Below are 22,074 nucleotides of genomic sequence, written 5' to 3' on the forward strand. Positions count from 1 at the left end.
ACCCTGACGCCCCGTGTCGGCGCGTGAACCCACGGGGGAACGGGTTGGTTCACGGCCGAAATGAGGCGCAGTTATTCTAACCTTGGGTTGCGTTTTCGCGTGTTCGCCGCGATTTGACCATTCCGAGGATTTTTTTCAGCAATGCGCGTTCGGTGAGCAGGATGAGCCCCGCATAGATGATGCCGCCGACGGCTGCCCCGATGAGGACCTGAAGTGTCGCGTTGGGAATGCGGTCTGCAAGGACGTGAAGCAGGTAACGCACGGAAACGGCCATCACCAGTGCTGCAATCATTGGCCTGCTGCTGATGTAGAGACCGCTGAAAAAGGGCGTGTCGCTTGCCTTGAACACGGCCCAGGAATAGGCCACGAGAGTGACCGCATTGACGATGCAAAGCCATATCATCGCATCGATCAGGGTGCCGTAAACAGCGGCAGCCCAGACCGCGACCGTGGTGACAATGGCGCGGATCGTGGCCGACCAGAACAGCACGCGCCCGTAACCCGCACCCTTCAGATAGGGGATGAAGGTGCTGCATGGTGTCAGAATGGCCTTTGACAGGGCGAGAAGTCCGAGAACCGGCCAGGCATAGGCCCAGTTCTGCCCGAAGATGACAAGCATGGCCGGCTCGGCCACGGCCCAGAGGCCAAACATCATCGGCGCAAGCAGCACGGTGAGCACCTGCGTGCTGAACATCAGCGCATCGCGCCGGCGTTGCGGGTCGTCCATCATGCGGCTGAAGGCGGGAAACAGGACACCCATAACGGCCGACAGAACCACCTGATTGGGAATGCTGGCAAAGCGGTTGGAGGCGGAATAGGCGCCGGCATCGGCCAGACCCAGGTGTCGGGCAATGACCACCATCGGTGACTGGAAGGTAACGAAATTAGCGATTTCCGAGCCCATCAGCCCCGAACTGAAACCGAGAAGCGGCACCAGCCGGCGCGGTTTCATGACGAAACGCGGGCAATAACGGGAAACGGCATAAAGCCCGACAAGGCGGATGAGGGCTGCGGCGAAAAGCTGGATGATGAGCGCCCAGACGCCGAAGCCGAGAAGGGCGAGAGCGACGGCGACGACCGCCGCGATGCTTTCCGACGCCATGCTCCACACCGCGTCCTGGCTGAAGTTCATGCGCCGGGCGAGCAGCGAATAAGCGACATCGCCTGCGAGCTGCAGCGGAATGAGGAAGGCCATGATGCGCAGCAGATAGGCACTCTCCACCGCACCCAGCAGCCCGCCGAAAAATTCCGCCCAGATGTAGAGAACGGCGGCCATGGTGCAGGAGATGGCCAGATTGGCCCAGAAGACGGTATGGATCGTATCCATATCCTCTTCCTTTTCGACGATCAGGGCAGAGGTCAGCCCCGCGCCGGCGATCATGGTCAGAAACTGTACAACCGTTAGTCCTACCGCGACCACCCCGAATTCCTCCGGGGAAAGCAGTCGAGCGAGAATCGGGACGGTGACAAATTTAAGCCCGAATGTGCCTGTTTTAGACAGGACGCTCCAACCGACATTCGTGGTGATGGTCTTTACATTTGGAGCTGGGGGCATACAAGCATCCTGTTTCTGGAGGCCGGCGGGAGGATTGCCGGTTGGGAGTTGCCGATACCATCGGGGCCGTTTTTAGGATCGGGCCCGACACTTCTTGATCAACGCAAGGGGCGAAACAATGGCAAGATTTACTGTCGTCATTCCCTATTACCAAAAGCAGCACGGGATTCTGGGACGTGCACTCGCATCGGTTTTTGCGCAGACTTACCAGGAGTTCGATCTTGTCATCGTCGATGACGAATCGCCCTACCCGATAGACAGGGAACTTGCGGAACTTTCGCAAGAACAGAAAGACCGAATTATTGTCATCAAACAGGCCAATGGCGGTCCGGGCGGTGCGCGCAATACCGGTCTCGACCATGTTCCTGACGGCAGCGACTACGTGGCATTTCTTGATTCGGACGACATCTGGACGCCGGATCATCTTCAGAACGCCGCCTCCGCTCTCACGACATTCGGTGGTGAGTGCTACTGGGCATCCATGCAGGCAAGTGACGAATTTTATTATCATTTCGCCATTTCCGAGCTGGAGAAGAATGAAGGCGCGGCAAGGCTTTCAGAGCGGCCTCTGCTGATTGAGCTACCGGATCTGGCAAGCGTGATGCTGCGCAACTGGAGCTTCCTGCATCTCTCCTGCATGGTGATCGGCCGTCCTCTTTTTGAAAAGATTCGCTTCGACCCGGCACTGCGTCTGGCGGCTGAAGACGTCCTGTTTTTCTGTGATTGTATCCTTGCATCGAAGCGAACGCTTCTGTGTGACGATGCCGGCGCGATGCGCGGCATGGGGGTCAATATCTTCCACAGCATCGACAATACCTCGCCGGAATTCCTGCGCCAGCAGTTCAATACCTGGGTGGCGCTCGATACGCTGGAGGGCCGTTTTTCGCGGCGGCCAGCCGATGTCGCCTCCATTGCTTCTTATAAAAACACGGCGCGAAAACAGGCGCTGTGGAGCCAGGCGGGCAATCTGAAACGGCGCAAGGCGCCCGAATTCGGGCTGCTCCTGAAGTGGGCGATGCGCGATCCGGCACTTCTGCGCGCCGCTTTCGAGCTAGGTGCTGGAAAAATAGTCCGCTCCAGATGAGCGAATTCTCGCCCGCAAGAATTTATATGTTTTTTCACCCAGGAGTGACCTCATGAAACCTTACCACTGGGAATCTCATCACGGAAATTTCGGTGACGATCTCAACCTGTGGCTGTGGGATTTTCTGCTTCCGGGCCTGCGCGATGTGCATGACGATGTCATGCTCGTCGGCGTCGGCACCGTGCTGAATGATGTTCTTTTGCCCGCAAAGCAGCGCAAGCTGGTGATCGGCAGCGGTTATGGTTATGGCGCGGTGCCGGATACCAGCACCGAGTTCTGGGATATTCGCTGCGTGCGCGGCGAAAAAACCGCCGCCAAGCTGGGGCTCGCGCCTGAGAAGGGCATTGTCGACCCGGCTGTCATGGTCACCGAGATGCCTGATTTCAAAGGCCTGCCGAAGCTCTACAAGAAGACCTTCGTTCCGCATTGGGAATCGGCGGAATTCGGCATGTGGGAAACGGTCTGCGAGCCGGCCGGACTGACCTATCTCGACCCGCGCGGCGAGGCAAAAGCCGTCATCCGGGCCATCGCCCAGTCGGAATTCATCGTGGCCGAATCCATGCATGGCGCAATTCTCGCCGACGCTTTCCGCGTGCCATGGGTGGCGGTCACCACATCCCCCTCGATCAACAGTTTCAAATGGAGCGATTGGGCCGGCAGCGTGGGTGTGGAATATAATCCACGTTACGTGCCCGTTTCCACCCGCGCCGAAGCGGCGAAAAAGGGCTCGCGTTTCTGGGGCATGAGTTTTCCGCCGCCGCCGGCTCCTGTTATCGCTGAAACCGGTTCTGTTCCGGCGCATGAAGGCCCGGTGCATGAAGGTGATGTGCTGGTGCGGTCGCAGGAAACCCAATCCCGGTCGTTGCGCAAACTGGCCAAGCAGGTTCTGGCCGCCCCTTCCACGCTTGCACTGTGGCAGGCAAGCCGTGCCGAGCCGCGTCTCAGCCCGGATGGCAGACTGGAAGAGCGCAAGGAGCGTTTTTCCGCCGTGCTGGAAACGATCAAGCGCGATTATCTTTGAAGGTGGAAGCACCGGGTGCGGCGGAGAATTTTCTGCCGCCCCCACTTAAGGATATTATCCTCTAATCTCTCTGCCGTCATGCTCGGGCTTGTCCCGAGCATCTGCAACCGTTTGATTTTACGATAGGTGGTTGGATCTTCGGGACAGGCCCGAGGATGACGGCGGAGTTTTGGGCAAAGTTGTCTCCCCTAATCCCGCGCCTTTTCCCTCACGAAACCGGCGTGCCGTCGAGAAGGTAGCGCACGTCCCGCACCGGCTGCACCGGTTTGCGGAAACGGGCTGTCTTATCGGTCCAGAGGCCGTGCGTGATGGCGGGCAGGGCCGGCAGGCGTGTCAGTGCGTGGCTCAGTGCGCCTCCCATTCCCTTTTGCTTTTTCGCATCGAGAAAGTGGCGAAGCTCGAATTTGGCGCGCACATGTTTCTCGTGTTCGCGCAGGATCGCCGTCTCGCTTGCTGAAAGCTTGCAGCCGGCGAGTATCGCCCTGTCCGCCTCATATAATCGGCGAAGATCTTCGGTGCTGTGACGCCCGCTCAGCGAATTGCCACGAACGATCGCGCCATAACCGCAATGGCGGATGACCTTGTAGCGGGCGCCGGCGGCAAGGGCGCGCACGTAAAGCTCGTAGTCTTCGCCAAGCCGCAGGGCCTCGTCATAACGCAGCGCGTGTTTGTCGAGAAAGGCGCGGCGTATCACCGGCTTCAGGAAGCCGGTTTCCCCGCGCTCCACGCCGGGTCTGGAAATGTTTCCTTCCACGAACTCTGTGAGTGACAGAAAGCGGGCTTGCGGCTCAAAGCGGGCAGGCTGCATGGATGATGCGCCTGGAACAGATTGCTGGATGAAGGCGATATTGTCCGCGACGAGGTCCCAGTCGTCATCGGCCAGCATGGCGGCGAAACGGCCTCTGAAAAAGAAATCGTCCGCATCGAGAATGCTGATCAGCGGCGCGGATGAAATGGAGATGGCGTGATTGCGCGCGGCCGAAGGGCCACGATTGATCTCGAACCGCACAACTCTCAAGCGGCCGGTGCCGTCGTCCGCCGCATGTGCCACCTCGCTCGTCGCGTCCGTCGAGCCATCGTCGATCACCACGACCTCCGCGACTTCCGGTTCCACAAGGGCGGAGCGGATGGCGATGTCTATCGTCTCGGATGCATTTTTTGCAGCGATGATGACGCAAATGGGCTGTGAACCGCTCACCATGGAATGTCCTTCTGCTGTGACGAACCGTCAGAATTTGGCCAGCAGAAAGTGTCAGGGGTGTGGATGCAAGTGATTTTTTTGCATCGCAATAAATCACTGTGCGTGAAATGTCACATATCGGTCAGTTTTGCGCCATGCGGCGGGGCGTTATTTGCGGCGTCCGCCGTTACATTCTCGGCGCTGCGATCACGCGAGAACGTCTCGCGCATCCGGCGCTTCTCCCGGGCAACGAGAACCAGAATTGCAATAAAATAACCCACTTGCAGAATGACGGCGCAGATAAGGGTCTGGATAAATGCCGTATAGAGCGACCCGTGAATGAAATATGTGGCAACCGCAAAGATGAGCAATGCACCGATCATGCTGAAAAAAACACGAGGTGCATACATGGTGCTCTCCTCCCGAGAACGATTTCTCCATTTTTGGCTGCGCTGCGGCATTTTTTTTCTTTGCAAGAAATATACGATGAGACCGGTGTTGTTTCAACACACATATACTTCTTCTATCTGCCATGGCATGAAATTTCGGTAATCTTGATTGGTAAATTCCTTGGTAATCGGCGTTTTGCCCGTATCATATCGGTCTAAAAACACGGGCCAGGTCCTCCGCTCACCGTAAAACCAGCCTTCTCGCGCGCTCTGCAGACTTCGTTAACCATCTCGCCTTTAAAAAAGTCGGTATTGATTCCTCAGACGAGCAGGGTGCCCGCGTGACGACGAGTTCAGAAGTAATCGCCTTTCCGGCAAAGAACCGTATTGCCGACGTAAAACGGTGTGCAACCATGCTCGACCAGCTGCATGGTGTGGAGGCGAATGATTTCTGGCGCAGGGAATGCCGTGAACTGGCCGCTTATCTGATGGGCCTTGGTTATGAGGACGCCGCCATGCGGCGCGAGGTCATGGAGTTTCAAAACGCGGTGCAGGCGGAATTATGGGCAGGCGATGTTACCCCCGAGGCGCGCCGCGACAGCCACTGAGGCCTCAGCGTTTTTCATAAAAAAAGCCGGCGAGTGTTGCACCGCCGGCTTTTTTGTTTCTGCCTGTTTTAATCAGGAGGCGCTGGCGCCGCGTGTGCGGGCAACACCGTCAAGAGCGGGCTTATATTTCGGATCGAGCCGTGCCGCATGCCCATAGGACTTGGCGGCCTTGGCCATCTCGCCGCGCCGTTCATAGACCAGCGCCTGGTTGGCCCAGGATTCCGCGACGTTACCGTCGAGCGAAATGGCGTGGTTGAAATCGGCGAAGGCGTTTTCGTCGTCGTTCAGCGCGACATAGGAAAGGCCACGGCCATTATAGGGCTCTGGCGAGGTGGAGGACAGCGAAATGGCCTTTGAGAAGTCCTCGATTGCCTGGGCGTGCTGGTTGCGCAGCTGGTAGATCAGGCCGCGATTGTGCCATGCGCGTCCGTCGGTGGTCTCAAGCTCGATAGCGCGGGAGAAGTCGTTGAAAGCCTCGTTCACGCGTCCGGACTGGCGGTAAAGATTGCCGCGGCCGATCAGGGCCACATCATAGCTCGGATTGATCTGCAGGGCCGCATTGTAGTCCTGCAGGGCCTGCTGCTGCTGACCAGAGTTGCGGTAGACCAGCGCGCGGTTGGCATAAGCCTGGTAGAAGCGCGGGTTGAGCTGCAGCGCCTTGTTGAAATCCTCGATGGCGCGGCGGGAATCACCTGCGCGACCGTAAGCCGAACCGCGGACATTGTAGCCTTCGGGATCCTGCGGATTGGCGTTGATGACCGAGGTGAGCGAGGCGATGTTTTCCTGCGAGCCCTGGGCGCGGTCGATCCTGAAGACATCATCGGTCTGGTTGGACGTCGCGCAACCGGAAAGTCCGGCGAGAACGGTGCAGACGACAAGGGAAAGATGAAGCCGCTTGTTGTTTCTCAGCGGTACCCGGCGCGTGGAGGCATCGGAGTTGTTTACAACACAGGCATCAACAGCGGTCATTCGGTGTGGGTTCCCTCGCCGGCCGGTCTCATAATCGTTGTCCCACGATCGGTCTCCGGCCACAAACACAAAGAGCGGCGGCGAATTGATCGCCCCCGCCCAACAAGCATTCAAAAACGTCCAAAAGACGGCCTATTAACGGCCTGCGCGCGGGGCCGCAATCAGACCTTCGCGCTGCGCACGCTTGCGTGCCAGCTTGCGAACGCGGCGAACGGCTTCAGCCTTTTCGCGAGCGCGCTTCTGGGAAGGCTTTTCGTAATAATCGCGCATCTTCATTTCGCGGAAAATGCCTTCGCGCTGCATCTTTTTCTTGAGAGCGCGAAGCGCCTGATCAACGTTATTGTCGCGGACTAGTACCTGCACGTGAATCCCGTTCCTTTTGTTTGGTTATCTTGCTGCGCGAATAAAGGCATTCGCGCGCAAACACAAAGTCGTTCGCTAGGCCGTTTTGGCCGTGCGATTGGTGACGTGCATTATCAGATCATTTACGGCAAGTCCAGCCGATAACCCGCAAACAACCGCTAAAATGCGACCGGTCCGCCTTTCTTGCCTTCATGTCAAAACAAAACCATCGCCGCGTCGCAAAAGGGATATTGCCTCCGGCCCCGATTTGCCATGTGTATTATACGTGCCGGCGCCATGATGTCCGGCTTCTGGCCGGTTCTTGAGGAGCAGACAGCGAATGCGCAAATATTCCGTTTTTGCCGTGGCGCGCGAGGCGTTGCGGGGCCATAAAGGGTGGGATGCGCAATGGGCGTCGCCCGAGCCGCGCAAGGACTATGACGTCATCATCATCGGCGGCGGCGGCCATGGTCTTGGGGCTGCTTATTATCTTGCCAAGGAACACGGCATCACCAATGTCGCGGTGCTGGAAAAAGGCTGGCTCGGCGGCGGCAATACCGGCCGCAACACCACCATCATCCGCTCCAATTATCTCTATGAAGAGAGCATGGATATTTACGAGCATTCCCTGAAACTGTGGGAAGGCCTGAGCCAGGATCTCAATTACAACGTCATGTATTCGGCGCGCGGCGTGATGATGCTGTCGCACAATATTCACGACCAGCAGTCCTTTAAGCGACATATCAACGCCAACCGCCTTTATGGCATCGACAATGAGTGGCTGACGCCGGAACAGGCAAAAGCATATTGCCCGCCGCTCGATATTTCCGGCAATGCCCGTTATCCAATCAATGGTGCCGCCCTCCAGCGCCGCGGCGGCACCGCGCGCCATGATGCGGTCGCCTGGGGATATGCGCGCGCGGCTTCCGATCGCGGCGTGCACATCATCCAGAATTGCGAGGTCACGGCCATCAGGCGCGGGCCGGACGGTGCGGTGACGGGTGTTGAAACCAATCGCGGTTTCATCGGCGCGAAGAAGATCGGCGTTTCCGCCGCCGGTCACTCCTCCATCGTGATGAAGATGGCGGATGTGCGCGTGCCCCTGCATTCCAACCCGCTGCAGGCGCTGGTGTCGGAACCGCTGAAGCCGATCTTCCCCTGTGTGGTGATGTCCAACACGGTCCACGCCTATATTTCGCAATCCGACAAGGGCGAGCTGGTCATCGGCGCGGGCACTGACCAGTATAATTCCTACTCCCAGACCGGCGGCCTCCAGATCATCACCCATACGCTCGACGCCATCTGCGAGCTGTTCCCAATCTTCCGTCGCGTCAAGATGATGCGGCAATGGGGCGGCATCACCGACAACACGCCCGATCGTTCCGCCATCCAGAGCGTGACGCCGGTGCCCAATCTCTTCGTCAATTGCGGCTGGGGAACGGGTGGTTTCAAGGCGACGCCTGGGTCGGCCAATCTGTTTGCGCATCTGATTGCCCGCGGCGAGCCGCATCGTCTGGCGGCCGGACTGACGCTCGACCGGTTCCGTACCGGACGTCTGATCGATGAGGCCGCCGCCGCCGCGGTGGCGCATTGATGCTGGCGGCGGCTTTGGTTGCGGCCAATATGTCCGGTGCGTCGGCAATGGTGCCGGTGGGCAGCTTCGTTCCGGAGGCGGGAGATTTTCGCAGCCAGCAAATCCGCAGGATGCAGGGTGAACGCGACTGGCCCTTCGTGGCGGAAAAAGGCCTGCTTCTCTGCGCGCCGAGCCTGATGGAGAAGCTCGTCTATTTCGTCGGCGAGAAGGAAAATGGCGAACAGGACGAACCCTTCGCGATCGACACCGACATGATGGCGGTTGCCATCATCAATATGGGTCGGGCCTCGGCGCTGAAACCATTCGATAATTTCGAGCAGCTCTTGAAGCGGCTTTCCCCCTTTGTTGCGATGGGAAAGCGGCTGTGTGACCAACCCGCCGGAAGCGTCCTTCCGGAAAATTCTCTTTGAAGGTGGAGCGACGATGCTTCTGATCCATTGCCCCTATTGCCGGGAAGACCGTTCCGAACTCGAATTCCGCTGGGCGGGTGAAGCCCACATCGCCAGGCCGGAAAACATCGCCGATATTTCCGACGAGGCCTTCGCCGAATATTTCTTCATTCGCGACAACGACAAGGGTCTCGTTTTCGAGCGCTGGCGTCACATTCACGGCTGCGGCCGGTTCTTCAACGCGGCCCGCGATTCGGTCAGCGATAAATTTCTGATGACCTACAAGGCAGGCGAACCGAAGCCGGATGCCGAGACGGTTCTTTCCGGAGAGAAGGGAGAGGCGCAATGAGCGGCGCTTATCGCATCAAGGGCGCTGGCCGCCTGACACCCGCCAGAACCGCGCGTTTCACCTTCGACGGCAAGATCTATCAGGCGCTGGAAGGCGACACGGTCGCATCCGCACTGCTGGCAAACGGTGTGCATCTGATCGGTCGTTCGTTCAAATATCACCGGCCGCGCGGCTTTCTCTCCGCAGGTCCGGAAGAGCCGAATGCGCTGATCGACGTCTCGCGTGACAGCATGCGCAAGCAACCGAATGTCCGCGCCACGGTGCAGGATGTGTTCGACGGCGCGATCATCGCCTCACAGAACCGCTTTCCGTCGCTGTCCTTCGATATCAGTGCGATCAACGATTTCCTGTCGCCGATGTTTGCGGCCGGCTTCTACTACAAGACCTTCATGTGGCCGAAGGCCGCCTGGCATAAAATCTATGAACCGATCATCCGCCGCGCTGCCGGTCTCGGCAAGGCGCCGTCCGAGCCGGATGCGGACCACTATTCCGGTCGATACGCCCATTGCGACGTGCTGGTGACCGGTGGCGGTGTTGCCGGGCTGACGGCGGCTCTCGCAGCGGCAAAAACCGGCGCCAGCGTCATTCTGGTTGATGAGAATGCCGAAGTTGGCGGTGCACTGCGTTTCGATACCGGCACGGTCATAGACGGCCTGCCCGGCTATGAGTGGGCGCAGAAGGTTCTGGCCGAGCTGAAATCCCTGCCCAATGTGCGTGTTCTGACCCGCACGACGGCCTTCGGTTATTACAATCATAATTTCGTGGCGCTCGCGGAGCGCGTGACCGATCACCTCGCCACGCCGGCCAAACACCAGCCGCGCGAGAGACTGTGGCAGGTTCGAGCCGGGAAGGTCGTCCTGGCGGCAGGTGCGATCGAGCGTCATATGGTCTTTGCCAATAATGACCGTCCCGGCATCATGCTGGCCTCGGCTGCCCGTATCTATCTCAATCATTATGGCGTGACCGTCGGCAATAATGTCGGCGTCTATACCGCCCATGATTCCGCTTATGAAACGGCGTTCGATCTGAAAAAAGCGGGTGTGAAGATCGCCGCCATCGTTGATTGCCGCGAGAACCCTGATGCACGGCTGCTGGACGAGGCGCGGGCGCTGGGCATTGAAGTGCTGGCCGGCCATAGTGTTTACGACACGGCGGGACGCCTGCGCGTTTCTTCCATGACCGTTGGCCGCAATGGCGGCTCGAACAAGCGCAAGATCGCCATCGATGCGCTCATCGTTTCGGCCGGTTGGACGCCTTCGGTGCATCTCTTCTCGCAATCGCGCGGCAAGCTGAAGTTTGACGCGGCTAACCAGCGCTTCCTGCCGGATATCCATGTGCAGAACTGTGTGTCCGTCGGCGCCTGTAACGGCACGGACGACCTCACCGCATTGATTGCCGAGGCTGCAGCTGCTGGCGGTGGCGCCGTGGAATTTTCCGGCGAGAATGCGCGGGCCTGGACCGGCGGCATGATCGGTGCTGCCGAAGGGGCGGGCGAGGGCACGGGGGTCAAGGCCTTCATCGATTTCCAGCACGATGTCTGCGCCAAGGATATTCGCCTTGCCGTGCGCGAGGGCATGCATTCCGTCGAACACATCAAGCGCTTCACCACCAATGGCATGGCGTCCGATCAGGGCAAGATGTCCAACATGCACGGTCTTGCCATCGCCTCTGAAGCGCTTGGGCGGGATCTGCCGAAGGTCGGTCTCACCACCTTCCGCCAGCCCTATACGCCGGTCACCTTCGGCACGCTCATCAACCATTCACGCGGCGCGCTGTTCGATCCGGCCCGCAAGACGCCAATGCATGAGGAAGAGCTGGCTGCCGGTGCGGTCTTCGAGGATGTCGGCAACTGGAAGCGTGCATGGTTCTTCCCGCGTCCGGGCGAAGACATGCACGAGGCCATCAACCGCGAATGCAAAACGGTGCGTGAAAGTGTGGGCGTGTTCGATGCCTCGACACTCGGCAAGATCGAGGTTGTCGGGCCGGATGCGGCGAAGTTCCTGAACCTCATCTACACCAATGCCTGGGATACGCTGAAACCCGGCCGCTGCCGTTACGGTATCATGACCCGCGAGGATGGTTTCGTTTATGATGACGGCGTTGTCGGGCGTCTCGCCGAGGATCGTTTCCATGTGACGACGACGACGGGCGGCGCGCCGCGCGTGTTGCAGCATATGGAGGATTATCTCCAGACCGAATTCCCCGAGCTCAACGTCTGGCTGACATCGGCCACCGAACAATGGGCGGTGATTGCGGTGCAGGGTCCGAAGGCGCGTGAGGTGATTGCGCCCTTCGTCGAGGGCATTGACCTTTCCCCGGAAGCCTTCCCGCATATGGCCGTGGCCGAAGGCACCTTCTGCGGCGTGCCGACGCGCCTCTTCCGCGTGTCCTTCACCGGCGAACTGGGTTTCGAAATCAATGTTCCCGCCGATTACGGCGCGGCCGTCTGGACCGCGATCCGCGAAAGGGCCGAAGCCGTGGGCGGTTGCCTTTATGGCACCGAGACCATGCACATATTGCGTGCGGAAAAGGGCTACATCATCGTCGGTCAGGATACCGATGGCACGGTGACGCCTGATGATGCCGGGCTCGCCTGGGCGGTTTCGAAAAAGAAGACGGATTTCGTCGGCATCCGCGGTCTGAGGCGCCCGGATCTGATGCGCTCCGGCCGCAAGCAGCTTGTGGGACTGAAGACAAAGGACCGGTTGACCGTTCCCGAAGAGGGCGGCCAGATCGTCGTCGATCCGAACCAGCCAAAACCCATGACCATGCTCGGCCATGTCACGTCGGCCTATTGGTCGGAAAATCTCGGCCACTCCGTTGCATTCGCGCTGGTGGCGGATGGAAGGGCGCGCATGGGTGAAACCCTTTATATCCCGCTTGCCGATAAAACCATTGCCGTCGAAGTGACCGACATGGTCTTCCTCGACAAGGAAGGAGCCCGTCTCAATGGCTGATACGCTTCACGCAAAACGCAAATCCGTGCTGGAGGATTTCCATGGCGGCTCACCCTTCGTCTCGCTGAAGCCGGCAGCCGCCGCCTCGCGATTGTCGTTGCGCGCCCGGGAAGCTGCCCTGCCGGCCCTCTCAGAGGCGCTTGGCCTCGCTTTGCCCACCAGCCCGAAAAGCTCTGCGACATCGGGCCTGCGCTCCGCTCTTTGGATCGGCCCGGATGAATGGCTGGTGATCGATCAGGGCGAAAGTGACCTGATGGCGGCGCTTGCCGACGTCTCCGGCCTGTTTTCAGCAACCGACATTTCCCATCGCAACACGGCCGTCATCGTTTCCGGTCCGGGTGCGGAAGCAGCACTCAATGCCGGTTGCCCGCAGGACCTGTCGCTCGAAAAATTCCCCGTTGGCGCCTGCTCGCGCACGGTTTTCGGCAAGGCTGAAGTTGTGCTGCTGCGCACGGCTGACGATACGTTTCGCGTGGAATGCTGGCGCTCTTTCGCCGAATATGTCGGCGGCCTGTTGCAGGAGGCGGCGCAGGACATATTCACCTGAATTTCCATGCCGCCCCAGAAATGAAAGGCCCTGTATCGGCCTCGAATAGCTTTCTCGGTCAGTAAAGATGTTCTGGGCCTAGAGAGTCTGCACATAGCCGACGCCGGCCTCCAGCGCGTCCTTGAATGCCAGGCGTTGATGATAACTGGCTAGAAAACCCGCTTTTACGGCATTACCGCGCTCATCCGGTGTGCCGTGATGTCCCGGATGATCAACCGCATGATCTCCGACACTGAATTGCGCCAGGGCGATCGTCGCCGCAGGGAAATTTTCGTTATCGAGCTTGCGGCGGCCTGCGAAATATCCTGCGAGATAGTCCGCATGCAGCTCTATTCTTTTGACCGTCGGTTGTCCGCCCAGCCTATCATCTATCCCATATTTATATTGTGCTATATGGCCGAATTCATGGGCGCAAACCGCTGCTATATAGGCGGCCGGATAGGCTGGCTGGTTCAGAAATTCCTGGAGAAAACGCAGGCCGAAAAGAACCGTGCCGTCCGAGCGGCCCATATAGTTGGCCGGGCTGGCATAGGCATTCTTTCCCTTCGCATCATCGAGATAGGTGAAGCCGGGGAGGACATCAAACAGGTTACTCAGATAGTTCAAGGTCTGGGCCAGTGCATAATCGAAGTCCTTGTCCCCGGAAGTGGAGACCGGGGACTGGCCATCAACATATGAGAATTCCATCGTCTGGTTGTTCGTTTCGGATGCAATCTCTGCGGCCGTCAGCGTGCAGCCGCTATAGGTTTGACACCAGCATCTACCAGGCAATGCGAGGCTGGCGCCACATCCGACAAGAAGGCCGCGTCTTGTAATCATGGCGTTCACCTCAGGGGCAAAGTTCGGGAAATTTTTGGCATGCCTGGTTATCTGGGGGTGGCTTGGGGACCGGATTGGGGTTTGGGTTTGGGTTTGGGGTAGGGGGAGTGGGGTTCGCGATTCCGCCAGGCACCGAATTAAACTGAAAATTCTCAAACCGCTGCGTCATTTGAGAAAATGCGAGTTGCCAATCCGCATATCCATTCTGGTGAACGGTCCTGCAAGTCAAAAAACTACCCAGCGGCAGTACATTTTCCCCGCCGATCATAACGTTATGAACAGGTCCAAGTTGAACCAGCGGAGGATAACGACCTGTTCCGCCTGTCTGTTGAAAAATAGCAAATAATGCCTGCTGTCCAAATGCGGACTGTAGTTGCGGTCCCCCCATTTGAAGCAGGGTGGCAATGGTTGCGCAGGCATTCATGGCGGCCTGTGACCCCATTTGCTGCTGCGCAGCTGCCGGATCTGCAGCCAAGGTGAAAAGTGCAAGTATATTTATGAGTTTCGGGGCTTTGATACGCAATTAAAATCCCCCTCTAGATAAGGTCTTATGAAGAGGAGCACGGTTGTATTTCTTTTACAAGTACTAGTTGGATTTTTGGCGGGCACTTCGTTTAAAATCTCTGCTTTTCCGCTTCCCACCCCCGCCATTCCACCCAGCGTCCATGGAAATCGGCACGGCCGATTTCCTGTTTCTCGCCGGTCGGCCAGATTTGCAGGGTAATAGCGGCGCTTCCCGGTGTCGCATCCGCTTCCATCTGCAGGCGGGCAAGCGGCGCATCCGGGGTTGCGCGGGCGCCGGCTTCGGCAATCACTGCCTCGCCGGCCTGTTTCAAAATCTCTGGGAAATATTGCCAGGCAACCGAATGATAGACGACATGGGTAGCGCCCGGATGGTCCGTGGCAAGGCGGCGTTTCAGCCAGTCGATTGCGTCGGCTTTTTCAACATGCAGGCCGTTCTCCTCTGCAATGCGAAGGGCCGCTGCCGTCCTCTCCAGCCTGTCGGTCTGGTCGGCCCAGAGATAGGATATCAGCCGCGAGCGATCCTCGGCGGATGACGGGTCGAGGGGGTTGAGATCGCAGCCGGCCCGCTCGATGACCTTGATCTGCGTATCGGGCGGGGTATTTCCGCGCCATTCGGGTGACATGAACACTGCGGATTGCCGACCCCAGGCAAGATCACCAAGGCGATACTGGTAACGGTCGAATTGCAGGTTGAGCCCGGCGCTTGCGCCGACCTCGGAAAGGGCCAGCGGCTTGCCCGTAAGTGCTGCTATGGAGAGGAAGGCTGGCAGCAGAACGGCGGAACGACGGACTTCGTTGGTCTGCGGTGGTGATTTCAGTCTTTCGAGGATGAAGGCCGAATGGAAACGCAGCGCATCTGCACAAGCCCGCCAGAGGGCATCCTCGTTTTCGGGTGCGATATCGACAAGCGGTACGATCTTATCCTCAAGAACAAGTGCATGCAGGGCACCTGCCAGCCGAAGGGGTACGGAATCGCCCGAGGGGCCGACATCGCCGGGCCAGGATAAAATCTTCTCGCCAACCTCCGTCTGGCGGTCCAGTCGCGCCGCCACCGCGCGGCAAAGCCGTGCGGTAAAGGGCGAACCAAGGCTGTCGCAGGCCCTTGCCTGCACGAGAAACGCATTCCTTACGGCTTCGTCATGCATGGGGCCGTCTCCTTTGCGCAATCTGGCGTTAACTGGCTCTATCGGCCTTACCATCGGCGATGGCTTGATCATCGAAACCGAAGTTTCGCATCAGTGTGTGATGCTCGTCCGATCCAATATAACTACGCAGCGCCGCATCGACCGCGCTCTGGAGCTTCCGGTCTGATTGGCGGAAAGCAAATGCGCCTGAGGCTGCCGGTCTTTCTTCTGGTGATACGGCGACAATTTCGAGATCCAGCTGGGGATTTTGCTGTAGAAAGCCGAGATGCGCCATGGCCACGCTCGCATAGGCGTCGGCGCGCCCATCGAGGACGGCTTGAGCGGCTTCTTCGTAGGTCTCGCAGATGAGGATGCGGTCATCGGGCATGCCCGCTTCCACAATTACGCGATGCTGGATTTGATCACGGATCGCGACGAGCGTACATTCCGGATCACTCGCTGCCGAGGCGTATCCGTCCAGATTTCTGGGGTTGCCCTTCATCACCAGCAGGCCGTCGGGCAATGCCCAGATCGGATGGCTGAATGCAACGATCCTTCTGCGTTCAGCCGTATTGAAGAGGCCCGTGGTCATGTCCCAGAGGTTCTCGTTCAGGCCAGGCAATAATTGCGAGAATTCGGCTTCGATGAATTCAATGTCGTGAATGCCGATCATGGCCAGAATGACTCGCGCCAATTCCACATCGCAACCGGTGACATCACCGGTTTCGTTCCTGTAGTTGAACGGAGGTTCTATCAAATAGGCGAATCTCACAGACACTCCGATCTCAAGCCGCGATGCATTTCCCCCTCAGACGTCCTGTGGCCTGTCCTCGGGGTTGAACTGGGTGATGGTGGTCCAGCGGGCGGTGAGCGCCGGTTTCTGCTCGTTTTCGATCTCCACCGTCACATCATAGGTCGTCACCAGCATGGCGGCGCCACGAAACCGCGCCTCGGCCAAAATGAAACGTCCACGCACCCGCGCGCCGCTTTTGACCGGCGCGACGAAGCGGACGGCTTCAAAGCCGTAATTGATGCCCATGGTCGTTTCGCGAATGCGGGGCAGGGCATCGTAATTCAGCGCCGAAAGCAGCGAGAGCGTCAGGAACCCATGCGCGATGGTGCCGCCGAAAGGGCTTTCCGCCTTGGCGCGTTCGGGGTCCGTATGGATGAACTGCTCGTCCAGCGTTGCTTTTGCGAAGGCGTTTATCATCGACTGGTCGACGGTGATCCAGTCGGAAACGCCCATTTCCGTACCGACGAAATTTTTCATTTCCGCCAGCGCTATGTCCTTTGCCATGTTACCTCTTCTGGGTTGTCTCGCGGCACTTATAAAGGTGCCGGGGCCAGGCGATCAACCGCGTCGATAAAACACCACAGAGCGGGCGGGAAGGAAGGCGGGATTGCCGAAATCCGTACCGATCGCCCGCCAGCCATCGCCGGGCAGGGTGAAGGGAACGATCTTGCGGCCGCGGTTGATGAGAACGGCAAGCTCGGCGTCGTCCCCGGTTTCATGATCCGGGGTGGAGAGCACCATGGCAAATGCCGTCCCGTCCGGTCTTTCCCATTCTTCCACCGTCATCGGTTTGCCGCCTGGCGCAAGCCATTCCACGTCGCCATTGCCGGAGAAAAAGCCGGTTTGCGAAAAAACGCCGAACCTTTTGCGAAGTGTGGAAAGGAACGCCGTGTGATCGATCAGTTCGGGTGAGAGCGACGACCAGTCGACCCAGGTGATGTCGTTATCCTGGCAATAGGCATTGTTGTTGCCGTGCTGGCTGCGGCCGCCCTCATCGCCGGCGGTCAGCATCAATGTTCCACGGCTGACGAAAAGCGTGGAAAGCAGCGCTTTCACATCGGCAATGCGCGCGGCGACAATGGCAGGATCATCGGTCAGACCCTCGATACCATTGTTCCAGGAGTGATTTTCATTGTGGCCATCGCGATTGTTCTCGCCGTTTTTCTCATTGTGCTTGTGTTCGTGGCTGACAAGATCGAACAGGGTAAAACCGTCATGGGCGGCAAGGAAATTGACGCTGCGGGTGCCGGAGCGGCCGTGGCGAGAAAAGATCGGCGAAGAGCCGGAGAGCGCATTAGCCAAGGCGCCGGTCGTTCCCGCATCACCGCGCCAGAACCGGCGCATATCGTCACGGGCGCGGTCGTTCCATTCCAGAAAGCTTTCAGGAAAATTACCCAGCTGATAACCTCCGGGCCCGATATCCCATGGTTCGGCAATCAGCACACGGTCATAAAGCACGGGGTCCGAATGCATGGCCGCCAGCGTTTCGCTTGCCATGTCAAAGCCGCTCGCGGTTCTTCCGAGAATGGGGGCGAGATCGAAGCGGAAGCCGTCTATGCCCGCATTCAGAACGAAATGCCGAAGTGAATCGATGACGAGCTGGCGAATGTAGGGATGATCGCAGGCAACCGTATTGCCGGTGCCGGTATCGTTGACCAGCACGCCGGGCTTATCCTGCGGGTGGCGAAAGGCAGTGAGATTGTCCAGCCCACGCAATGACAGGATGGAGCCGGCGCTGTCGCTTTCACCGGTATGGTTGAAGACCAGATCGAGAATGACGCCGATGCCTTGCGCATGCAGTGCGGTGACCGTGTCGCACAACTCGCGCACACCGCCGGGGCAGAGGCGCGGATCGAGCGCCATGAAGCCGACCGGATTGTAGCCCCATGCATTGGAAAGGCCGAGCGGCGGCAGGTGGCGCTCATCGATCCAGGCGGTGATCGGCATCAGCTCCACCGCATCGACGCCGATTTTTTTTAGGTGTGCAACAATGGCGGGGTGGGCCAGCGCCGCCACGGTGCCTCTCAACTCTTCCGGCACTTGCGGGTGTAATCTGGTGAAGGATTTGACTGAAAGTTCGTAAATCAGCCCGCCCTCGGTAAAAAGCGGCGGCTGGCGCTTGAGCGGCTCATACTCTGAAAGGATAGCCTTTGGCATGACCGCGCCTGTTTCCTCGCCAAAGGCATAAAGCGCCGGATCATGCCGGAACGGCCGGTCTATCTGTGTCGCGTAGGGGTCGAGCAGCAGTTTTGAGGGATCGAACCAGAGACCATGTTCGGGAGCGTAAATGCCGTGGGCACGGAAGCCGTATCGCGTGCCGGGGCCAGCTTCTGTGACCGTCAGCCGGTGAATGTCATTCTCACCGCGCGACATCGGCAAACGGGCTATCTCTTTTTCGCCCGTTGCATCGAAAAGGCAGAGATCGATTTGTGAGGCGTGCCGGGAATAGACCGTGAATTCCGTGCCGTTTTCCGTCTGGATCGCACCTTTGGGGAAAACGGATGGTGTCTGCATGGTCTGTGTCTCCGGGGGATGATGTTTCTTCTCAAACGCGTCGGCAGGGTTGGAGGAGGCTTATCCTTTCACCCCAAACTCCCAAAGGGCTGAAACCTCTCTTCCGTCATCCTCGGGTCAAGCCCGAGGATGACGCCGAATGTGGCGAAGGGTGTGTCACCCCGATAAGCTGCCTTGCCAAACGCCATCGTATTGCGCGGCGCTCTCTCTTCCGGAAGAGGCAAGCGCCTCGGTAACCTTACGTAATAACGCTCGGTTCGTTGCGGCCGGTATGGGCCTTGATGCCGGCGATCGTATCGGCAACGGAAATCAGGTCGGCGAGCGCCTCCTGGGTTTCTATGCCGTGACGGGCCGCATCCGCCTCGTAGCGTTCGACGTAAAGCCTGAGTGTGGCCCCTGCCGTTCCGGTGCCGGAAAGGCGCAATACGATACGCGAACCGCCCTCGAACAGGATGCGGATGCCCTGATTTTTGCTCACGGACTGATCGACCGGATCGTGATAGGCAAAATCATCCGCAGCCGCGACCTTCAGATTGCCGTAGCTGGTGCCGGGCAGCGTGGCGAGTTTTTCGCGCAGCGTTGCGACCAGCGTGTTGGCGGCGTCCGAATCCACTTCCTCATAGTCGTGGCGGGAATAATAGTTGCGGCCATATTCGGCCCAGTGTCTGGTGACGATGTCCTTTACGCTTTCCTTGCGGGCGGCGACGATGTTCAGCCAGAACAGAACGGCCCACAGGCCATCCTTCTCACGCACATGGTTGGAGCCGGTGCCGAAGCTTTCTTCACCGCAGATCGTCACCTTGCCGGCATCCATGAGGTTACCGAAGAATTTCCAGCCGGTCGGTGTCTCATACATGCCAAGGCCAAGCTTTTCGGCAACGCGGTCCGCTGCCGCACTGGTCGGCATGGAGCGGGCGATACCCGAAATGCCGGCCGCATAACCGGGTGCGAGTTTCGCATTGGCGGCGATGATCGCCAGACTGTCGGACGGCGTGACGAACATGCCCTTGCCGACGACCATGTTGCGATCGCCGTCGCCATCCGACGCCGCGCCGAAATCGGGACCTTCCGCGCTCATGACATCGTCATAGAGCTCCTTGGCATGCACCAGGTTTGGGTCGGGGTGGTGGCCGCCAAAATCCGGCAGCGGCGTGGCGTTGCGGACCGAGCCCTTCGGTGCGCCAAGACGCTTTTCGATGATTTCCACGGCATAGGGGCCGGTGACGGCGCTCATGGAATCGACCACCACCTTGAAGCCGCCGGCGATCAGGGCGCGAATGGCGGCGAAATCGAAGAGTTCCTCCATCAAAGCGGCGTAATCGGCGACCGGGTCGATAACCTCGACCGTCAGCTCATCCACCTTGAAGTTGCCCACCTTGTCGAGATCGATATCGGCGGCATCGGAAATCTTGTAGCTGTCGATGACCTTTGAGCGGGCATAGATCGCGTCGGTAATCTTTTCAGGGGCCGGGCCGCCATTACCGATATTGTATTTGATGCCGAAATCTTCGTTCGGGCCGCCTGGATTGTGGCTTGCGGAAAGCACGATGCCGCCAAAGGCCTTGTATTTGCGGATGATGTTGGAGGCGGCAGGCGTGGAGAGAATGCCGCCCTGACCGACGAGCACCTTGCCGAAACCGGCAGCGGCGGCCATCTTGATCGCCTTCTGGATAACTTCGCGGTTGTAATAACGGCCGTCGCCGCCGATCACCAGCGTCTGACCCTGAAAACCCTCAAGCGCGTCGAAGATCGACTGGATGAAGTTCTCGGCGTAATTTTCCTGGGCGAAGACTGGCACCTTCTTGCGCAGGCCGGATGTGCCCGGCTTCTGGTCCTGATAGGGCTTCGTCTGAACAGTCTTGATCATTGTTTCAATGGCCTTTCGAAATAAGCTGGCTGTAAAGCGCGGCGTAGAGACCGGCGCTTTTTTCCCAGGAAACATCGGATTTCATTCCGAGCTTCTGCATTTGTGTCCATAGTTTCGGGTCGTGATAATAACGGACGGTCCGACGGATCGCCTGTTTGAGACCGTCCAGCGTGACAGGGGAAAACTGCACGCCGGTCGCCGCCTTGCTGGCGACGGCGGCGTGGTTGGCGTCGATTACGGTATCGTTGAGGCCGCCGGTGCGGGCGACGACCGGAATGCAGCCGTAACGCAGCGCGTAAAGCTGGGTAAGCCCGCAGGGCTCGAAGCGCGAAGGAATGATGATCGCATCGCAGCCCGCCTGCATGAGATGCGACAGGGGTTCGTTATAACCCACAGCCACGCCGACGCGGCCATGGTGGCGGGATGCCGCCGCCAGAAGCGCACCCTCCAGCGCCACATCGCCGGCTCCCAGAACCACGAGGCGACCGCCGAGGGTAACGATCTCGTCCACGGCTTCCGCCATGAGGTCGATGCCTTTTTGCCAGGTCAGGCGGGAGATGACGCAGAAAAGCGGGCTGTCATCCTCATCGATACGGAAATGCTCGGTGACCGCCTTCTTGTTCAATGCGCGGTTCTTCAGGTTTGCGGCGGAATAATTGTCGTGGATCAGATGGTCGGTGGCCGGGTTCCAGACATCGGCGTCGATGCCGTTGATGATGCCGTGCAGCACATGGGAACGACTGCCGATCACCCCTTCCAGCCCCATGCCAAATTCCGGGGTCAGGATTTCCTCCGCATAGGAGGGGCTGACGGTACTGAGCGCCGTCGCCGTCTGCAGGCCGCCTTTGAGGAAACTCACGTCGTTGTAATATTCGATGCCTTCCATGCCGAAAGCATGGGCGGGCAATTCGAGCTTGCTGAAGATATTGGCGCCGAACTGACCCTGAAAGGCGATATTGTGAATGGTGAGAAGGCTCGGAATTTCCGGTGTCTCGGCATAACGCATATAGACCGGTGTCATCGCCGCCTGCCAGTCATGGGCATGCACCATATCCGGCCGCCAGCCGGGAAGGGCTCCGGCACCGATGCGCGCCGCCGCCAGCGACAGCGCCGCAAAACGCTTCCAGTTATCAGGATAGTCCTTGCCCGTCTGGCCGAGATAGGGGCCGCCGGAACGCTCGTAATAGGCGGGCGCATCGAGAATGAGGAGGTCGAGCCCCTCATGCCGCACTTCGAGCACGTCGGCCTTTTCGCCCAGCAGATCGGAAAATTCCAGACATTTGACGGGGTCCGTCACGGCGGCTTTCACCGCCGGATAGCCGGGTATCAAGGTCCGCGTTTTGACGCCATAGGCTTCGAGCGCGATGGGGAGCGCGCCGGCAACGTCGGCGAGCCCTCCGGTCTTGATCAGGGGATAAATTTCGGATGAAACCGAAAGGACATTCATG

General features: G+C 59.0%; 21 protein-coding genes. 8 read left to right on the forward strand and 13 right to left on the reverse strand.

What is annotated here, in order from left to right:
* Positions 1–76: 76 nt before the first annotated feature.
* On the reverse strand, positions 77–1,555 hold the full coding sequence (locus AC1ROR_RS21900) for a lipopolysaccharide biosynthesis protein (protein ID WP_498590733.1): 1,479 nt from the start codon (positions 1,553–1,555) through the stop codon (positions 77–79).
* Between the two features lie 118 nt (positions 1,556–1,673).
* Here AC1ROR_RS21900 and AC1ROR_RS21905 point away from each other — a divergent pair, with 118 nt between their 5' ends.
* Both AC1ROR_RS21905 and AC1ROR_RS21910 read left to right on the forward strand, forming a co-directional pair.
* Complete coding sequence (locus AC1ROR_RS21905; protein ID WP_142173409.1) at positions 1,674–2,639, forward strand: glycosyltransferase family 2 protein; 966 nt, start codon at positions 1,674–1,676, stop codon at positions 2,637–2,639.
* Positions 2,640–2,691: 52 nt separating this feature from the next.
* Positions 2,692–3,660, forward strand: coding sequence for a polysaccharide pyruvyl transferase family protein (locus tag AC1ROR_RS21910; RefSeq protein ID WP_498590734.1), 969 nt, complete (start codon positions 2,692–2,694; stop codon positions 3,658–3,660).
* Positions 3,661–3,868: 208 nt separating this feature from the next.
* Here AC1ROR_RS21910 and AC1ROR_RS21915 read toward each other — a convergent pair whose 3' ends face one another.
* Positions 3,869–4,861 (reverse strand): glycosyltransferase family 2 protein, encoded by a 993-nt coding sequence (locus AC1ROR_RS21915; protein ID WP_035223730.1) that lies wholly within the window; start codon positions 4,859–4,861, stop codon positions 3,869–3,871.
* A 110-nt stretch (positions 4,862–4,971) separates the two neighbouring features.
* The gene (locus tag AC1ROR_RS21920) at positions 4,972–5,250 is read right to left on the reverse strand and encodes an exopolysaccharide production repressor protein (protein ID WP_035223727.1); all 279 of its coding nucleotides are present in this window, start codon (positions 5,248–5,250) and stop codon (positions 4,972–4,974) included.
* A 320-nt stretch (positions 5,251–5,570) separates the two neighbouring features.
* Between AC1ROR_RS21920 and AC1ROR_RS21925 the strand changes: the two genes are divergently transcribed.
* Positions 5,571–5,837, forward strand: a complete 267-nt coding sequence (locus tag AC1ROR_RS21925) for a DUF6074 family protein (RefSeq protein ID WP_498590735.1) — start codon at positions 5,571–5,573, stop codon at positions 5,835–5,837.
* A gap of 72 nt (positions 5,838–5,909) precedes the next feature.
* Here AC1ROR_RS21925 and AC1ROR_RS21930 read toward each other — a convergent pair whose 3' ends face one another.
* Both AC1ROR_RS21930 and rpsU read right to left on the reverse strand, forming a co-directional pair.
* Positions 5,910–6,806: a tetratricopeptide repeat protein gene (locus AC1ROR_RS21930; protein WP_035223723.1), complete on the reverse strand. Its 897-nt coding sequence runs from the start codon at positions 6,804–6,806 to the stop codon at positions 5,910–5,912.
* 135 nt (positions 6,807–6,941) lie between these two features.
* Positions 6,942–7,169 carry a 30S ribosomal protein S21 gene (rpsU, locus tag AC1ROR_RS21935; RefSeq protein WP_080838961.1) on the reverse strand — a complete coding sequence of 76 codons (228 nt, stop codon included), beginning with the start codon at positions 7,167–7,169 and terminating at the stop codon, positions 6,942–6,944.
* Positions 7,170–7,488: 319 nt separating this feature from the next.
* Here rpsU and AC1ROR_RS21940 point away from each other — a divergent pair, with 319 nt between their 5' ends.
* Genes AC1ROR_RS21940 through AC1ROR_RS21960 form a run of 5 tightly spaced genes read left to right on the forward strand, consistent with a single transcriptional unit; the run spans position 7,489 to position 12,984 of the window.
* Positions 7,489–8,742 carry a sarcosine oxidase subunit beta family protein gene (locus AC1ROR_RS21940; RefSeq protein WP_035223720.1) on the forward strand — a complete coding sequence of 418 codons (1,254 nt, stop codon included), beginning with the start codon at positions 7,489–7,491 and terminating at the stop codon, positions 8,740–8,742.
* On the forward strand, positions 8,742–9,152 hold the full coding sequence (locus AC1ROR_RS21945; protein WP_498590736.1) for a hypothetical protein: 411 nt from the start codon (positions 8,742–8,744) through the stop codon (positions 9,150–9,152). Before AC1ROR_RS21940 ends, AC1ROR_RS21945 begins: the two co-directional genes overlap by 1 nt.
* 13 nt (positions 9,153–9,165) lie before the next feature.
* Entirely contained in the window at positions 9,166–9,480 is a 315-nt protein-coding gene (locus tag AC1ROR_RS21950; RefSeq protein ID WP_080838963.1) for a sarcosine oxidase subunit delta, read from the forward strand.
* A complete protein-coding gene (locus AC1ROR_RS21955) occupies positions 9,477–12,437 on the forward strand; it encodes a sarcosine oxidase subunit alpha (protein WP_498590737.1) in 2,961 nt (986 codons plus the stop codon). The genes AC1ROR_RS21950 and AC1ROR_RS21955 overlap by 4 nt, the downstream gene beginning before the upstream one ends.
* Positions 12,430–12,984 (forward strand): sarcosine oxidase subunit gamma, encoded by a 555-nt coding sequence (locus AC1ROR_RS21960; RefSeq protein ID WP_498590738.1) that lies wholly within the window; start codon positions 12,430–12,432, stop codon positions 12,982–12,984. The genes AC1ROR_RS21955 and AC1ROR_RS21960 overlap by 8 nt, the downstream gene beginning before the upstream one ends.
* Positions 12,985–13,062: 78 nt before the next feature.
* On the opposite strand, the gene AC1ROR_RS21965 is transcribed toward AC1ROR_RS21960, so the two are convergent.
* From AC1ROR_RS21965 to glgA, 8 genes are all read right to left on the reverse strand, one after another.
* Positions 13,063–13,803 carry a M48 family metalloprotease gene (locus tag AC1ROR_RS21965; RefSeq protein WP_237681205.1) on the reverse strand — a complete coding sequence of 247 codons (741 nt, stop codon included), beginning with the start codon at positions 13,801–13,803 and terminating at the stop codon, positions 13,063–13,065.
* A 10-nt stretch (positions 13,804–13,813) separates the two neighbouring features.
* Positions 13,814–14,326 carry a hypothetical protein gene (locus tag AC1ROR_RS21970; RefSeq protein ID WP_498590739.1) on the reverse strand — a complete coding sequence of 171 codons (513 nt, stop codon included), beginning with the start codon at positions 14,324–14,326 and terminating at the stop codon, positions 13,814–13,816.
* Between the two features lie 91 nt (positions 14,327–14,417).
* Positions 14,418–15,473: a DUF2332 domain-containing protein gene (locus AC1ROR_RS21975; protein WP_498590740.1), complete on the reverse strand. Its 1,056-nt coding sequence runs from the start codon at positions 15,471–15,473 to the stop codon at positions 14,418–14,420.
* A gap of 28 nt (positions 15,474–15,501) precedes the next feature.
* Positions 15,502–16,224 carry a transporter substrate-binding domain-containing protein gene (locus tag AC1ROR_RS21980; protein WP_498590741.1) on the reverse strand — a complete coding sequence of 241 codons (723 nt, stop codon included), beginning with the start codon at positions 16,222–16,224 and terminating at the stop codon, positions 15,502–15,504.
* A 36-nt stretch (positions 16,225–16,260) separates the two neighbouring features.
* Positions 16,261–16,749: a MaoC family dehydratase gene (locus AC1ROR_RS21985; RefSeq protein WP_498590742.1), complete on the reverse strand. Its 489-nt coding sequence runs from the start codon at positions 16,747–16,749 to the stop codon at positions 16,261–16,263.
* 54 nt (positions 16,750–16,803) lie between these two features.
* Positions 16,804–18,759 (reverse strand): glycogen debranching protein GlgX, encoded by a 1,956-nt coding sequence (glgX, locus tag AC1ROR_RS21990; RefSeq protein WP_498590743.1) that lies wholly within the window; start codon positions 18,757–18,759, stop codon positions 16,804–16,806.
* Positions 18,760–18,997: 238 nt separating this feature from the next.
* Positions 18,998–20,626 carry an alpha-D-glucose phosphate-specific phosphoglucomutase gene (locus AC1ROR_RS21995; RefSeq protein WP_498590744.1) on the reverse strand — a complete coding sequence of 543 codons (1,629 nt, stop codon included), beginning with the start codon at positions 20,624–20,626 and terminating at the stop codon, positions 18,998–19,000.
* 4 nt (positions 20,627–20,630) lie between these two features.
* Positions 20,631–22,073: a glycogen synthase GlgA gene (gene glgA / locus AC1ROR_RS22000; RefSeq protein ID WP_498590745.1), complete on the reverse strand. Its 1,443-nt coding sequence runs from the start codon at positions 22,071–22,073 to the stop codon at positions 20,631–20,633.
* Position 22,074: the final 1 nt, after the last annotated feature.

The sequence above is a fragment of the Agrobacterium sp. GW821-FHT14E08 genome (genome assembly GCF_058803865.1).